Genomic DNA, 14,443 nt, shown 5'->3' with positions numbered 1-14,443 from the left:
TCCCCGGGAGAACCGGCGGCGAAGGGGCGGCGGACGCGGTGGGCGATCGATCGAGCGGGACGGAACTGCTGCTGGGGCTGCTGCTGTCCGTCCCCGGCCGGGTCGCGGACGCGACGATCCGCCGCCCGCCCCCGCGCCGGTGGGTGCTCGCGCGCGCCCGCACCCCGGAGGCGGAGGCGGCCCGGGCCGCCGAGCGCGCCGCGGTCGAGGGGCTGATCACGCGGCTCGGCGCGGTCGACGGGATCACCCACCTGGTGACCCGGATCGACGACCGGCACGTCACCCCGGGGCTCGGGCTCGACCCCGGCCGCCGCCTGGAGCTGGTCTGCCAGCTCGCCGCGACCGCCTACTTCGCCGCCGGACCGGACGTCCCGGACCTGCTGCGCCGGATCGGGGCGGCCGGGGTCGCCGACTGGGGCACCGGCCTGCACCACGACCCCCGGCAGCCGCACCCGCCCGGCTCGGTCGCCGCCGCGCTGGCGTACTACCGGCACGGCGGCCGCCACCCCGACGGCTCGCCGCGGGACAGTCCCCGGCTGTACGTGCCGGAAGCGACCCTGACCTGGGACGAACCGGGGCGGCCGCTCCCCGAGCCCACCCCGACGATGTTCAACAGCTCGTTCTCCCAGTACACCGACGACCCGGGCGCCGCCGTCCTGGTGGCGGCCGCCCGCGCCGAGCACGGCCTGATCCTGCGGCTCGGCCGTTCGGGGGCCGGCGGTCCGCAGCGTCCGGGCTACTTCACGGTGCCCCGAGGGTGGCGGCGCCGGGGCCACTGAGCACCTCCGACGTCCGCCCGCTCACCTGTTCGGGCCAGCAACGGGTCTTGCCCCCGCGCCCCGCCGGGTAGGCATGGAGGCATGACCCACGCCGCCGAGCCCGCGCCGCCACGCCCGGCCGCTTCCGTCCCGTCGTTCGATCCGTCCCGCCGCCCGACCACCGCCCGGAGCGTCGCCCCCGGCACGTACCCCACCGCCTCGTACCGGCTCCAGCTCCAGCCCGGCTTCACCCTGCGCGACGCCACCGCCGCCGTCCCCTACCTGGCCGCCCTCGGCGTCTCCCATCTGCACCTCTCCCCGCTGCTGGAACCCGTACCCGGCTCCGCGCACGGCTACGACACCGTCGACCACGGCCGGATCGCCGAGCAGCTCGGCGGCGAGCCCGCCCTGCGCGAGCTGGCCGCCGAGGCGCACCGGCACGGCCTGCGGCTGCTCGCCGACGTGGTGCCCAACCACATGGCCGTGCCCGCCCCCGAGCACCTCAACCGGCCGCTCTGGCAGGTCCTGCGGGACGGCCCCGACTCGCCGTACGCCCGCTGGTTCGACATCGACTGGCAGGCGCTGTCCGGCCCACCGGACGCCCCCGACCGCGGCCGGGTGCTGCTGCCGCTGCTCGGCGACCGGCTCGGCGCCGTCCTCGACCAGCTCGCCGTCGACGGCGACACGCTCCGCTACCACGACCACGTGCTGCCGCTGCGCCCCGGCACCGAACACCTCCCGCTGCCCGAGCTGCTCGCCCGCCAGTGGTACCGGCCGGCCTGGTGGCGGCTGGCCCGCACCGAGCTGAACTACCGGCGGTTCTTCACCGTCAACGAGCTGATCGCGGTCCGGGTCGAGGACCCCGAGGTGTTCGAGGCCACCCACGGCGTGCTGCTGCGGCTGCACCGCGAGGGCGTGCTGGACGGCTTCCGGATCGACCACCCGGACGGGCTCGCCGACCCGCGCGGCTACCTGGAGCGGCTCGCCGAGGCCACCGGCGGCGCGTACACGGTCGTCGAGAAGATCCTCACCGGCGACGAGCGGCTGCCCGCCGACTGGCCGTGCGCCGGCACCACCGGGTACGACGCGCTGCGCCGGATCGACGGGGTGCTCACCGACCACGCCGGCGCCTGCCGGCTGGCCGGGGCGTACGAGGCCTTCCTCACCGGCGCGCCCCCGGGCGGCGAACCCTGCGCCGACCCGCACCCGGCGCAGGCCGCCGCCCGGCGGGGGCGGGCCGACATGACCGGGCCCGAGGGCGAGCTGGCCACCGAGGTGGAGCGGCTGGTCCGGCTGGCCGTCCGGCTCGGCGCCGCCGAGCCCGCGCACGCCGACCACCCGCCGTGGCGGCTGCGCACCGCACTGCGCCGGCTGCTCACCGGCTACCCCGCGTACCGGCCGTACGCGCGGCCCGGGGAGCCGCTGCCGGAGGCCTCCGCCGCGCAGCTGCGCGAGGCGCTCGGCTCCGACGGCGAGCCCACCGACGCCACCGACCGCTTCGTCGCCGGCCTCGCCGAGGGCGCGCTCGGCCGCGGGCCCGAGCAGGACGAGTTCGCCGTCCGCTTCGCCCAGACCGCCGCCGCGGTCGCCGCCAAGGGCGTCGAGGACACCGCCTTCTACCGGTGGAACGCGCTGCTGAGCCTCAACGAGGTCGGCGGCGAGCCGGCCCGGCCGGGGCTGCGGCCCGAGGACTTCCACGCCTGGTGCCACTACGTCGAACGGCACTGGCCGCACACCATGACGGCGCTCTCCACCCACGACACCAAGCGGAGCGCCGACGCCCGAGCCCGGCTCGCCGTGCTGGCCGAGCAGCCCGAGGCCTGGGCCGCCGAGGCCGCCGCCTGGTCCACCGCGGCCGGGCCCGGGCACGAGCCCGGACACGGCTCCCGCTTCGACCCCGACAGCGACTGGCCGCTCTGGCAGACCCTGGTCGCCGCCTGGCCGGCCACCCCCGAACGGCTGGTCGCCGCCGTGCTCAAGGCCGCCCGGGAGGCCAAGGTGCACACCTCCTGGACCACCCAGAACGTCCGCTTCGAACGCGCCCTCGCCGACCGCGTCCACGCCGTCTTCGGCAACCCCGGCCTGCTCCCCCGGATCGAGGGGTACGTGGCCGCGCTCGCCCCGTACGCGCGGTCCAACACGCTGGCCGCCGCGCTGCTGCACCTCACCGTGCCCGGCGTGCCGGACCTCTACCAGGGCAGCGAGGAGCCGCTGTACACCCTGGTCGACCCGGACAACCGGCGCGCCGTCGACCTCGGGGCGCTGGCGGTGCGGCTCACCGACTCGCCGGTGGCCCGCCCGGGCGACCTCGCCCGCGAGAAGCTGCACCTCACCACGACCGCCCTGCACCTGCGCCGCACCCGCCGACTCGGCGCCCACCGGCCGCTCACCGCCGTCGGCCCGGCCGCCGGCCACCTGCTGGCCTTCGGGCGCGGACCGGACGTCCTCACCGTCGTCACCCGCCTGCCCTACGGGCTCGCCCGCGAGGGCGGCTGGCGCGGCACCGAACTGCACCTGCCCGACGGCGGCGGGTGGACCGACGAACTGACCGGCCGCCCCGTCCCGTCCGGCCCCGTGCTGGTGAAGGACCTGCTGGCCGACCTTCCGGTGGCCCTGCTGACCAGGAGCGGCGCATGAGGTACGAGGTCTGGGCGCCGTACGCCGCCGAGCGGGTCGAGGTGGCCGTCGACGGCGCGCACCACCCGCTGGCGCGCGACGGCGCCCGCGCCGGGTGGTGGCACGGCGAGGCGCCCGCCGGGGACCACGCCTTCGTGCTGGACGGCGGCCGCCCGCTGCCCGACCCGCGCTCGCCCCGGCAGCCGCACGGCCCCGACGGCCCCAGTCGGGCCGTCGACCACGCCGCCTTCCTGTGGTCGCACACCGGCTGGCGCGGCCGCCCGCTCGCCGGCGCCGTCCTGTACGAGCTGCACATCGGCACCTTCACCGCCGCCGGCACCTTCGACGCGGCGGCCGCCCGGCTGGACCACCTGGTGGAGCTGGGCGTCGACTTCGTCGAGCTGATGCCGGTCTGCCCGTTCCCCGGCAAGCACGGCTGGGGGTACGACGGCGTCTCGCTCTGGGCCGTGCACGAGCCCTACGGCGGCCCGGAGGGGCTGAAGCGCTTCGTCGACACCGCGCACCGCAAGGGCCTCGGTGTGATCCTCGACGTGGTCCACAACCACCTCGGCCCGGCCGGCAACCACCTGCCGATGTTCGGCCCCTACTTCACCGACCGGCACCACACCCCGTGGGGCTCGGCCGTCAACCTCGACGCGCCCGGCTCGGACGAGGTGCGCGCCTACCTGATCGGCAGCGCCCTCGCCTGGCTGCGCGACTACCGGATCGACGGCCTGCGGCTGGACGCGGTGCACGCCCTCGCCGACGACCGGGCCGTCCACTTCCTGGAGGAACTCGCCGGCGAGGTCGACCGGCTGGCGGTGGCCACCAACCGCCCGCTGTTCCTGATCGCCGAATCCGACCTCAACGACCCGCGCACCACCGCGCCGCGCGAGGCCGGCGGACAGGGCATCGCCGCCCAGTGGAGCGACGACTTCCACCACGCCCTGCACACCGCCCTCACCGGCGAGTCCCAGGGCTACTACGGGGACTTCGCCGCCGCCCCGCTCGCCGCCGTCGCCAAGACCCTCACCCGGGGGTACTTCCACGACGGCACCTGGTCCTCGTTCCGCGACCGCCACCACGGCCGGCCGTTCCCACCCGCCCACGGGCACCGGCTGCTCGGCTACCTGCAGACCCACGACCAGATCGGCAACCGGGCGCTCGGCGACCGGATCTCCACCAGCCTCTCCCCCGGCCGGCTCGCCTGCGGCGCCGCACTGGTGCTCACCTCGCCGTTCACCCCGATGCTGTTCATGGGCGAGGAGTGGGCCGCCGCCACGCCCTGGCAGTACTTCACCGACCACACCGACCCCCATCTCGCCGAGGCCGTCCGCCGGGGCCGGCGGCGGGAGTTCGCCGAGCACGGCTGGTCGGCGGACGCGGTACCGGACCCGCAGGAGCCGGCCACCGTACTGCGCTCCGTCCTCGACTGGACGGAGCCGCGGCGCGCCCCGCACTCCGAACTGCTGGACTGGCACCGGCGGTTGATCAGGCTGCGGCGGGAACACCCGGAGCTCTCGGATCCCGACCTGGCGGCCGTCCGGGTCGAGGTGGACGAGGCCGCCGGGTGGCTGGTGGTGCACCGGGGGCCCTACCGGGTGGCGGTCAACCTCGGCGCGGGGCGCGCTTCATGGCCGATGGAGGGGGAGGTGGTGGCGGCGTTCGGCGGACACTCCGCCACCGGGGGGCGGTTCGCCCTCGAAGCCGACTCGGTCGCCATCTTGCACCTCTGACGGTCCGTCACTTGAGGAAGTCCCCGATCCGGTCCCGCAGTCCGTGCGCGTCCAGGCCGTAGGCGGCCAGGTGCTCCGGGATCGAACCGTACTGCCGGTGCTCGGCCCGCGGCACGCCGAGGGCCAGCAGCCGGTGCGGACGGTCGGCGAGCGCCTCGTGCGCCTCGTTGGCGGAGGTCCCGGCCAGGTACGGCTCGACCAGCACCACATCGGCGTCGCGCTCGGTGACGGCCCGCAGCGCAGCGCCGTCGAACGGCCGGACGGTGGCCGCGTACAGCACGGTGACGTCCAGGTTCCCGGTGGCGGCGAGCACGGCGTCCAGCATCGGGCCGACCGCGATCACGGTGCCCCGGGTGCCCCGCCGGACGACCGTGAACCGGCCAGGCTCGACGGGGACGGCGCTCTCGTTGGCGTGCACGGAGAGGCGCACGTACACCTTGCGGTCACCGTCCGCGACCGCGTGGCGCAGCAGCCGCTCCGCCTCGTCCGGGTGGCCGGGCACGTGCACCGTCCAGTCCGGCAGCGTGTCCAGCAGCGCGACGTCGCCCGGCGCCATGTGGGTACGGCCGCCGGCCGGCCAGTCGTAGGAGCCGGCCGCGCTCACCAGCACGGCGCCGACGCCTTGGTGGCCGAGGTCCAGCTTCACCTGCTCGAAGGGCCGCTCGACCAGGAAGCTGGCGAAGGTGTGGGCGATCGGGCGCATCCCGGTGAAGGCCAGGCCGGCGGCGGCGCCGATCAGCAGCTGCTCGCGGATGCCGACGTTGATCAGCCGGTCCGGGTGCCGCTCGGCGGCCTCCTTGAAGCCGGCGGCGCTGATGTCGGCGAGGACGAGGGCGAGGCGCGGGTCCTCGTCCAGCAGGCGGGCGGTGGTCTCGATGAAGCGGTCGCGCATGGTGTCCACGGTTCTCCGGTCCCCTCTTCGGCTCGGGCGGTCTTCGGCTCAGGCGGTCTTCGGCTCGACACGGGCCACCACGGCCCGGGGCCGGCCCGGGTGTTCGGCGGTGTAGGCCGCGTACAGCGCCTCGTGGTCGCGGCCGTCCACCGTCTCCGCCGACCAGCCCTCGGCGGCGAAGCGCGCGGCGATGCCGCCCTGCCAGCCGAGGGTGGCGGAGGAGTTGTCGATCACCAGGGCGTGCAACCGGTCCAGCCCGTAGGCACCGGCGAAGGCCACCGCCTCGTGGTTGGAGCCCTCGTCGAACTCGGCGTCCCCGAGCAGCACCCAGACCGCCGGGCCGGTGAGCCCCTGGGCACGCAGGCCGAGCGCCGTACCGACCCCGATCGGCAGGCCGTGGCCCAGCGAGCCGGAGCTGATCTCCACCCCGGGGATCAGCAGCCGGTCCGGGTGGTGGCCGAGCGGCGAGTCGTACGCGCCGAAGCTGGGCAGCACCGCCGGGTCGATGAAGCCCTTGGCCGCGAGGACGGCGTAGTACGCCATCGGGCCGTGGCCCTTGGAGAGCAGGAAGCGGTCCCGGTCCTGGTCGTCGGCGGTGTCCGGGGTGACCCGCAGGACCCGGTCGTACAGCACCCACAGCGCGTCCAGCGTGGAGGTGGCGGCCGGGCCGTGCTTCTCGTCGCCGGTCATCAGGGCCATCAGGCCCGGCAGCCCGGCGTGGCCGGGAGGAGTGGGGGTGGTCGTCGTCATGCCCTCGATGCTGCTACTTGAAGTCGACTTCAAGTCAAGCGTTACAGTGGCTGTCATGAGCGCCCACAGCCCCGGCCGACACGACCTCCTCACCATCGGCCAGCTCGCGGACCGCAGCGGTCTGGCCGCCTCGGCGCTGCGGTACTACGAGAAGCTGGGGCTGATCCACGCCACCCGCACCACCGGCAACCAGCGCCGCTACACCCGTGGCACGCTGCGCCGGATCGCCTTCGTCCGGGCCGCACAGCGGGTCGGCCTGTCCCTGGACGAGGCCAAGGTCGCCCTGGACCGCCTCCCGGAGCACCGCGCCCCGAGCGGCGCCGAGTGGGACGGCGTCGCGCAGTCCTGGCAGAGCCGGATCGACGAGCAGATCGCCGAGCTGGAGCGGTTGAAGGCCAAGCTCACCGGCTGCATCGGCTGCGGCTGCCTGTCCCTCACCCGCTGCGGCCTCTACAACGCCGCCGACCGCGCCGGCGCCGCCGGCCCGGGCGCCCGCTACCTGCTGACCCGCGACCCCGCTACCGGACCGGAGCCGGCGGGGGACGACTTCACGGAGTGACCCGGCGCAGCCGGATTCGGGCCTCTCCGGCGGGGAGCTCCAACACGCCGTCGCTGTCGAGGCGTTCGGCAACGAAGCGCTCTGCGCCGGGGCCGGCGAGGCAGCACTCCAGCTGCTGCCACTGCGAGCGGCTCATGGGCTGGAAGCGGACGGCCGCCCACAGATCGGCCAGGGCCTCGGAGAGGAGGACGTAGGTCGTGGGCGGGACGAGGCCGGCGACCTCGACGCTGACGAGCCGCGCCGGCGTCACCGGGCACGCCCGACGGGCGACTCGACCTCGGCCCATACGACCTTGCCCACGCCGCCCTCCCGGGGGAGGCAACCCCACCGGTGCGCCAGCAACTTGACCAGGGCCAGCCCCCGCCCGGACTCGTCCTCCCCACTCGCGGCCCGGAGCACCAACCCCCGCTCACCCCGGGCGTCGTGCACCTCGATGCGGAGCCGCCGACGGTCGACGGAGACGACGAGCTGAACCTGCCGCCCCATCGGCGTCCCGTGCAGAACAGCGTTGGTAACCAGCTCACTGACGAGCAACTGCCCGGCCTCGATGAAGCGTTCGCCTCCGGGAGCATCGGCGAGCAGACGTTCGAGCAATCGGCGCGCTTCACCCGGCGAGCGCCTGCTGCGCGGCAGCCAGATGGAGAGGGAGGAGGGGAGGGGGTTGCAGGAGGACATGGCGGATTCACCTTCCAGGTACAGGGAGTTGAAGGCGTGGTGCGACCGGAGGCGGGCCGGTGAGGGCATAGGAATGCCCGGCGACCAGCCGCCCGATCACTCAGACGATCCGTCGAGTTACCGCGTGTAGCATGCTCTGCAATGGCCTCACTTCGCAAGCGCATCCCAGCGCAATTGCGTCTCACCGCAAGGGGCTTGTGATCACCGAGGGAGGTGGCAGACTGTGACTCGACGTCAACCGAGAGGGAGCGAGCAGAGTGGACAGTCCGACGGTGCTGCGGCGTAGGCTCGGCTCCGAGCTGCGACGACTGCGCGAACGGACAGGGCTTCAAGCGAAGGCGGCCGCCGACGCGCTGCGGTTCAGCGCGACCAAGATCTCGCGCATCGAGTCCGGTCAGACCACCCTCAAGGAATCGGACGTCCGCGCCCTGCTTGAACTGTACGGCGTCACCGACGAGGCCGAACTGCGGCAGTTCATCTCCCTCACCCGCCGCAGCACACAGCGCGGTTGGTGGCACGACTACGGCGATGCACTCCCCGACTGGTTCCAGACCTACGTCGGCATGGAGTCCGACGCCGCCCGCATCCGCGCCTACGAGATCGAGTTGGTTCCAGGCCTCCTCCAGACGGCCGACTACGCTCGCGCCATCTTCCGGATCTCGCCATCAGCCCCGAGTTCGGACGAGATCGAGCGTCGAGTCAAGCTTCGGATCCAGCGGCAGGAGATCTTCCACCGCGCCGACCCGCCGATCGTCCGGACGATCCTCAACGAGGCAGTGCTTCGCCGCCCGATCGGCGGTCCGCACGTCATGAGGGAGCAGGTCCTTCATCTCATCGAACTGGTGGAGAGGTACGAGGTGACGATCCAAGTCCTGCCCTTCTCCACAGGAGCGCATGCGTCGATGAACACGGCTTTCCATATCCTCTCCTTCGCCGATGTTCCGGGCGACGTGGTCTATGTCGAAGCACTGACCAGCAGCCTCTTTATGGAGCGGGAATCGGACATCGCCCACCACGAACTTGCGTTCGCTCGGCTCTCGGAATCCGCAATGAACCCCCAGGACTCGCTGTCCTGGATGCAGAAGCTGGCAACGGAGGGGTACGGACGTGTCAACTGACCTGGCATGGCGAAAGAGCAGCTACAGCAATAGCGAAGGCGGCAACTGCATCGAAGTCGCCGACGGCCCCGCCGCCACCGTCCCGGTCCGCGACAGCAAAGACCCCGACGGCCCCACCCTGACCTTCACCACCACCGCCTGGCAGTCCTTCCTCACCGCCATCCGCACCCGCGAACTCCCCAACCACGCCTGAACCGTTCTGCGCCCCGCCGGATGCATCCGGCGGGGCGCAGAACGCCAGGCGGAGCAGGAATCCCCACCCACAGGTGCCCCTCCCGCATCGCCTTCGTCCAGGCCTGCGGCAACCGGAGCCGCTCAAAGGCCCGCAGTCAGCGGGCGCGCTTCCCGGCGGCGATCCGCTGACGGGAAGCCTCGTAGAGGACAGCAGTCGCCGCGTTCGCCGCGTTCAGCGAACTGGCCGCCCCCGTCATCGGGATGCTCACCGTGAAGTCGCACAGCTCGCGCCAGGTGCTGGACAGCCCGGTCGTCTCGTTCCCGACGAGCAGCAGCACGGGCTGGGTGAGGTCGAAGTCGTAGACATCCGCATCGCCCTTCTCGTCCGTGCCCAGCAGGACCAGCGAGTGACCGACGGACCGCTGCTGTTCCACCCACGCCACCACCTCGGTGGGCCCCGGGACGCGGACGGAGGGCAGCGAGAACAAGCTGCCCGTGGTCGCCCGCACCGCCTTCGAGTCGTAGACGTCGGCGGCGTGCCCCGAGACGATCATCCCGTGCGCGCCGAAGGCGTCCGCCGATCGGATGATGCTGCCGATGTTGCCCGGAGTGGTGGGCCGGTCGAACAGGACTCCCAGAAAGTCCAGCCCGACCGCGATCCGGTTCAGGTCGTCCGCCGGCATACCGACCACGGCGATCATCTCGGGTGCACCCTCGGCCTTCTCGCCGAGGTCCGCCAGCAGCTCCGGGGCCATGGCGATCCGCTCGGCCTTGACCGCCCGCAACACGTCCTGCGCCCACCCCGACAGCTTCCGCCGATCGTCGTAGAGCAGGGCGTTGATCGGCCAGCCGTACTCGACCGCCAACGAGATCGGCCGCACTCCCTGGACCAGGAACTCGCGGAGCTGGTTCCGCTTCTTCCGGTTGGTGAGCAGCGCCTCCCACTGCTGAAACCGGGCGTTCCGAGAGGAAATCCGCTGGACCGCTGGCACCTGTCCTCCAAAGTGAGCCGACCACGATGCGTTCCGGCGTCGACGGAGTCCGCACCAGCGCAGCTAGAGACCCTACACCTGAGCCAACACCGATGCCGCCCAGGGTTGATGACTGAGCCTCACGGCCCATGAGGAGGGTTCAGCGCCCGGTCCCCGTGGCGGACGCAGCCGGGCGGGCGGGCCGGATCGGGCGAGCCGTGCACCGCGGAGGCGCGCGGCGTACGGCGCCGATCCGGATTTCCGATCCGCCGCGACCGTGGGTGCACTGATTTTCTCCGGAAAAACGCGAGCGCCCTCCCCGGCGATTGAGGCGCCGGGGAGGGCCGTTCAGGTGCCTTTTACCTCGCGAATGCGGGGATCAGTTCCACTTCTGGTAGTTCCCGCCGTTGCCAGCCAGGGTGTAGACGTTCCCGTTGACGTTGCTGTCCAGGTACCCGCCGGTGGCGACGTCCCGGTAGAACCAGCCGTTGCCACCCCACTCCTTGACCCACTTCTGGTAGTTGCCGCCGTTGCAGCCGAGGGTGTAGACGTTGCCGGCGCCGTTGCTGTCGAGGCATCGACCGGTGGCCAGGTTCTTGAAGGTGAAGGTGTTGCCGCCCAGGTCTTCGGCCCACCAGACCTGGTAGGAGCCGCCGTTGGCGCCCAGGGTGTAGACGTCGCCGTTGCCGTTGCTGTCCAGGACGCGGCTGGTGGCGAGGTTGGTGAGGGTGACGTAGCCGGAGGCGGCGCTGGCCGAGCCGGCGGTCAGGAACGTCGCCCCGCCGGCCAGCAGGGCCGTCGTGGCGGCAAGGGCGGCGGTGCGCTTGACGAGCTTCATCGCATTTCCTCCCGGTGTCGACCGGTCCCTCGACCGGTCGGCTCCGAACTTATCCAAGGATTCCCTTGCTTCGGACTTCCGGATCTCCGGATATATCCGGGTTCGGCCACCTGGAATTGGTCCATCCGGATTTATCGGACATGAATGGAACAATTCCTGCCGGTATCTCCGACGATGCGGCCCGGGATTCTCCCGATCACCGCTGGACAAAGTGCGCCAATGACCAGGTACCGGGACGGGGTGTGTGCAAGCCGGAGGAAGGGTGCAGAGCGCGCACAGGGCGCGCCGGAGCCGCCGACCGGGAACTTGGCCGGATCAGGCGGGGGCGATCAGTTCTCCCCTCGGCGGGGCCGCAGGGCGAGGCCCACGCCGACGGCCGCCGTCAGCACGCCGAGCAGGGCCACCGGGCGGGACCACTCGCCCGCCCCGGTGTCGGCGAACGCCGCCGGGAGGACGAGCGCCGAGGCCGTCAGGGCGGCGAGCGCGTGGGTGGGCCGCGGGCGGCGGCGCTCGGGGCCGAAGGCGTCGAGGAGGAGCAGGTAGCCGGTGAGCAGGACGGCGACGGCCGCGCCCCGCCAGGCGCCGGGCTCGCCGACCGCGGCGAGCAGGACGCAGCCGGTCGCCAGCAGGGTGGTGCGGCGGGTGGCCAGGCGGGCCGGCCAGGTGGTCGGGCGGCGCGGCGGTTCGGGCGGCGGCGCCGCCGCCCAGGTCGCCAGGGCGAGCAGGGCGGCCACCCCGATCGGGCCGACCCGGGCGGCCGCGCCGCCCTCGGCGCCCACCCCGGCGGAGGCCAGCAGCAGGGCGTCGGCCACGAGGCGGAGCAGTCCCCGCTCCAGCCTCGGGGCCCACCGCAGCACGGTGTCCGTCATCGGGAGCCTCCTCCGATCCGGCGGCGCAGCAGCGGCGCGAGGGCGAGGTCGAGCGCCTCGCCGGGGGTGTAGCGGGCGACCGGGACGCCGCGGGCGCGCAGGGCCGCGCGCATCGCCTCCCGTTCGGCGTGCCAGAGCCGCAGGGCCAGCGCGCCGGTCTCGTCGTCCGCTTCGACGACGGGCTCGCCGACCGGGATCTCCACCACGACCAGCGGGTTGCCGTGGTCGCCGATGCGGCCGAGCACCTCCAGGATCCGCTGGTCGGCGAGCGGTGTGAACGCGTAGACGAGGGCGTGGGCCGGCAGCGCGGACAGCGGCAGCCGGGGCACGGCGGGCCCGCGGCGGGCCCGGTCCTGGCGGACCTCCAGCACGCTCTCGACCATCCGGTGGAGCTGGCGGTCGCCGGTGCCGGCGGCGAGCCAGCGCAGTTGCCCGCCCACCGCGATCAGCCCGACCCGGTCGTGCCGGCGCAGGTAGGCGCGGGTCAGTCCGGTGGCGGCGCGCAGGCTCTCGTCCAGGCTGGACAGCCCGGTCGCCGGGTCGTGGACGTCGTCGAAGGTGTCGAGCAGGACGACGGCGTCGGAGGCGCGTTCGGCGGCGAACTGGTTGATCTGGATGCTGCCGCGGCGGGTGGTGGAGGGCCAGTGGATGCGCCGCTGGCGCTCGCCGTGGACGTACGGGCGGACGCCGACCACCTCGACTCCGGTGCCGTCGTGGCGGGTGGTGTGCTCGCCGAGCCGCTCGGGCAGCCGGACCGGGATCGGGGTGAGGCGGGCCGTCGCGGGCACCGGGAAGACGTCCGCGGTCCCGAGGTCGGTCCGCACGGTGCGGCGTGCCAGCGCACCCGCGTCGTGGACGTCGATGTCGACGGCGCCCAGGCTCCAGCGGCCCCAGCTGTCGGCGCGCAGGGCGAGGTCCACACCGGTGGGGCGCACGGTCAGCCCCTCCAGGGCGACACCGGGGCCCAGGGCGATGGTGGGGTCGAGCGGGCCGGTCCGGCCGTCGTGGCGGATCTCGATGCGGGCGGTGATGCGCTCGCCCTCGAAGCAGCGGCGCGGCTCCACGGTGGCGGTGGCGGCCAGGTCGGCGGGCCGGCTGCCGCCCGGGGCGGCCAGGGCGAGCAGCGCGGCCGGGGCGGCGGCCAGGGCCAGCAGCCAGCCGTGGCCGGTGACCAGGGCCGCCGCGGCGGCGACGGTGGCGACGGTGAGCAGCCGCAGGGTCCGCTCGGTGGCCGTCCAGTGCGGCGAGGGCGGGGTGCTGGGCAGGCCGTCCGCGGTGGCCCGGGTGCTGCGGACGATGATCCGGGCGGTCACCGGGTCGGCGGCGGGCTGTGGGACGGCGGGAGGCGGAACGGTCACCGCGCGGCGCCCTCGGACGCCCCGGCGGAGGACGCCCCCGCCCGTGGCACGGTCTGCGGCGCCGGGACGCCCGCGACCACCCGGGCCAGCACCTCGTCCGCCTCGACCTGGCGCACCCACAACTCCGGCTTCAGCGTGATGCGGTGGGCGAGCGCGGGAACGGCGAGCGCCTTGACGTCCTCCGGGATCAGGTAGTCGCGGCCCTCCAGCATCGCGTGCGCGCGGGCGAGTTGCACCAGCGCGAGGCCTCCGCGCGGCGAGGCGCCGACCTGGATCTGCTGATCGTTGCGGGTGGCGTCGACCAGCGCGATGACGTAGTCGACGAGGTCGTCCTCGACCTCCACGCGCTCCACCGCCGCCCGCACGGCGAGCAGTTCGGCGGGGCTGCTGACGGCGTCGAGAACCGCCTCGGGGGCGGAGCGGTCCAGCCGGGCCCGCAGCATCGCGGCCTCCAGGCCGGTGGACAGGTACCCCATCCGCACCCGGAGCAGGAAGCGGTCCAGCTGGGCCTCGGGCAGCGCGTAGGTGCCCTCGTACTCGATCGGGTTGGCGGTGGCGATCACCGCGAAGGGCTGCGGCAGCCGGCGGGTGGCGCCGTCCACCGAGACCTGGCCCTCGGCCATCGCCTCCAGCAGCGCGGCCTGGGTCTTCGGCGGGGTGCGGTTGATCTCGTCCGCCAGCAGCAGCTGGGTGAAGAGCGGGCCGGGGCGGAACACCATCTCGCCGCTGCGCTGGTCGTAGAACGGCGCGCCGGTGACGTCCGAGGGCAGCAGGTCGGGCGTGAACTGGATCCGGCGGAAGTCCAGCCCGAGGGTGGTCGCGAACGAGCGGGCCAGCAGCGTCTTTCCGAGCCCCGGCAGGTCCTCGATCAGCACATGGCCGCCGGCGACGATGCCCAGCATCACCAGGCGCAGCGCGTCGGGCTTGCCGACGACGGCGCGTTCGATCTCCTTCAGCACCGCGCGGGCGCGCTCCCCGGCCTGCTGGGGCGTCAGCGCGCCGGGCCCGTCGGGGGCGGTGGGTGCCGGAACGGCGGAGGTCATGGTTCTCCTGACGGGACGGTGGGGACGGTGGGGCCGGGTGAGCGCGGGCGGCCCGGCGGTGGGTTTGCCGGGGGAAGGACGCCCGA

Annotated in this window: 15 protein-coding genes; 6 read left to right on the top strand and 9 right to left on the bottom strand. The window is 73.9% G+C overall.

Annotated elements, in window-relative coordinates:
* The first annotated feature begins 38 nt into the window (after window positions 1-38).
* The 3 genes from ACFVFS_RS01975 to treZ all read left to right on the top strand — a co-directional run bounded on the left by ACFVFS_RS01975 (window position 39) and on the right by treZ (window position 5,110).
* Complete coding sequence (locus ACFVFS_RS01975; protein WP_380619036.1) at window positions 39-779, top strand: hypothetical protein; 741 nt, start codon at window positions 39-41, stop codon at window positions 777-779.
* Between the two features lie 81 nt (window positions 780-860).
* Window positions 861-3,395 (top strand): malto-oligosyltrehalose synthase, encoded by a 2,535-nt coding sequence (treY, locus tag ACFVFS_RS01970; RefSeq protein ID WP_380619034.1) that lies wholly within the window; start codon window positions 861-863, stop codon window positions 3,393-3,395.
* A complete protein-coding gene (gene treZ, locus ACFVFS_RS01965; protein ID WP_380619032.1) occupies window positions 3,392-5,110 on the top strand; it encodes a malto-oligosyltrehalose trehalohydrolase in 1,719 nt (572 codons plus the stop codon). The genes treY and treZ overlap by 4 nt, the downstream gene beginning before the upstream one ends.
* 7 nt (window positions 5,111-5,117) lie before the next feature.
* Here treZ and ACFVFS_RS01960 read toward each other — a convergent pair whose 3' ends face one another.
* Together ACFVFS_RS01960 and ACFVFS_RS01955 are read right to left on the bottom strand one after the other, a co-directional pair.
* Complete coding sequence (locus ACFVFS_RS01960) at window positions 5,118-6,011, bottom strand: transketolase family protein (RefSeq protein WP_380619030.1); 894 nt, start codon at window positions 6,009-6,011, stop codon at window positions 5,118-5,120.
* Window positions 6,012-6,050: 39 nt separating this feature from the next.
* Window positions 6,051-6,752, bottom strand: coding sequence for a transketolase (locus ACFVFS_RS01955; protein ID WP_380619028.1), 702 nt, complete (start codon window positions 6,750-6,752; stop codon window positions 6,051-6,053).
* A 55-nt stretch (window positions 6,753-6,807) separates the two neighbouring features.
* Here ACFVFS_RS01955 and soxR point away from each other — a divergent pair, with 55 nt between their 5' ends.
* On the top strand, window positions 6,808-7,311 hold the full coding sequence (soxR, locus tag ACFVFS_RS01950) for a redox-sensitive transcriptional activator SoxR (RefSeq protein ID WP_380619026.1): 504 nt from the start codon (window positions 6,808-6,810) through the stop codon (window positions 7,309-7,311).
* On the opposite strand, the gene ACFVFS_RS01945 is transcribed toward soxR, so the two are convergent.
* Together ACFVFS_RS01945 and ACFVFS_RS01940 are read right to left on the bottom strand one after the other, a co-directional pair.
* Window positions 7,301-7,561 carry a hypothetical protein gene (locus ACFVFS_RS01945; RefSeq protein ID WP_380619024.1) on the bottom strand — a complete coding sequence of 87 codons (261 nt, stop codon included), beginning with the start codon at window positions 7,559-7,561 and terminating at the stop codon, window positions 7,301-7,303. The two genes, soxR and ACFVFS_RS01945, sit on opposite strands and share 11 nt — an antisense overlap.
* Window positions 7,558-7,986 (bottom strand): ATP-binding protein, encoded by a 429-nt coding sequence (locus tag ACFVFS_RS01940; RefSeq protein ID WP_380619022.1) that lies wholly within the window; start codon window positions 7,984-7,986, stop codon window positions 7,558-7,560. Before ACFVFS_RS01940 ends, ACFVFS_RS01945 begins: the two co-directional genes overlap by 4 nt.
* 257 nt (window positions 7,987-8,243) lie before the next feature.
* Between ACFVFS_RS01940 and ACFVFS_RS01935 the strand changes: the two genes are divergently transcribed.
* Window positions 8,244-9,104: a helix-turn-helix domain-containing protein gene (locus ACFVFS_RS01935; RefSeq protein WP_380619020.1), complete on the top strand. Its 861-nt coding sequence runs from the start codon at window positions 8,244-8,246 to the stop codon at window positions 9,102-9,104.
* Complete coding sequence (locus ACFVFS_RS01930) at window positions 9,094-9,297, top strand: DUF397 domain-containing protein (protein ID WP_380619018.1); 204 nt, start codon at window positions 9,094-9,096, stop codon at window positions 9,295-9,297. Before ACFVFS_RS01935 ends, ACFVFS_RS01930 begins: the two co-directional genes overlap by 11 nt.
* 136 nt (window positions 9,298-9,433) lie before the next feature.
* Here ACFVFS_RS01930 and ACFVFS_RS01925 read toward each other — a convergent pair whose 3' ends face one another.
* The 5 genes from ACFVFS_RS01925 to ACFVFS_RS01905 all read right to left on the bottom strand — a co-directional run bounded on the left by ACFVFS_RS01925 (window position 9,434) and on the right by ACFVFS_RS01905 (window position 14,357).
* Entirely contained in the window at window positions 9,434-10,270 is an 837-nt protein-coding gene (locus ACFVFS_RS01925; protein ID WP_380619016.1) for a TrmH family RNA methyltransferase, read from the bottom strand.
* A 358-nt stretch (window positions 10,271-10,628) separates the two neighbouring features.
* Window positions 10,629-11,087 carry an RICIN domain-containing protein gene (locus ACFVFS_RS01920; RefSeq protein WP_380619014.1) on the bottom strand — a complete coding sequence of 153 codons (459 nt, stop codon included), beginning with the start codon at window positions 11,085-11,087 and terminating at the stop codon, window positions 10,629-10,631.
* A gap of 329 nt (window positions 11,088-11,416) precedes the next feature.
* Window positions 11,417-11,956 (bottom strand): hypothetical protein, encoded by a 540-nt coding sequence (locus tag ACFVFS_RS01915; RefSeq protein ID WP_380619012.1) that lies wholly within the window; start codon window positions 11,954-11,956, stop codon window positions 11,417-11,419.
* Window positions 11,953-13,314 carry a DUF58 domain-containing protein gene (locus ACFVFS_RS01910; RefSeq protein ID WP_380619010.1) on the bottom strand — a complete coding sequence of 454 codons (1,362 nt, stop codon included), beginning with the start codon at window positions 13,312-13,314 and terminating at the stop codon, window positions 11,953-11,955. Before ACFVFS_RS01910 ends, ACFVFS_RS01915 begins: the two co-directional genes overlap by 4 nt.
* Complete coding sequence (locus ACFVFS_RS01905; protein ID WP_380619008.1) at window positions 13,311-14,357, bottom strand: AAA family ATPase; 1,047 nt, start codon at window positions 14,355-14,357, stop codon at window positions 13,311-13,313. Before ACFVFS_RS01905 ends, ACFVFS_RS01910 begins: the two co-directional genes overlap by 4 nt.
* Window positions 14,358-14,443 lie beyond the last annotated feature (86 nt).

It is taken from the genome of Kitasatospora sp. NPDC057692 (assembly GCF_042799475.1).
Lineage (GTDB): Bacteria > Actinomycetota > Actinomycetes > Streptomycetales > Streptomycetaceae > Kitasatospora.
The sequence above is the reverse complement of the archived record's forward strand: the minus strand, read 5'-3'. Positions and strand labels throughout refer to the sequence as shown.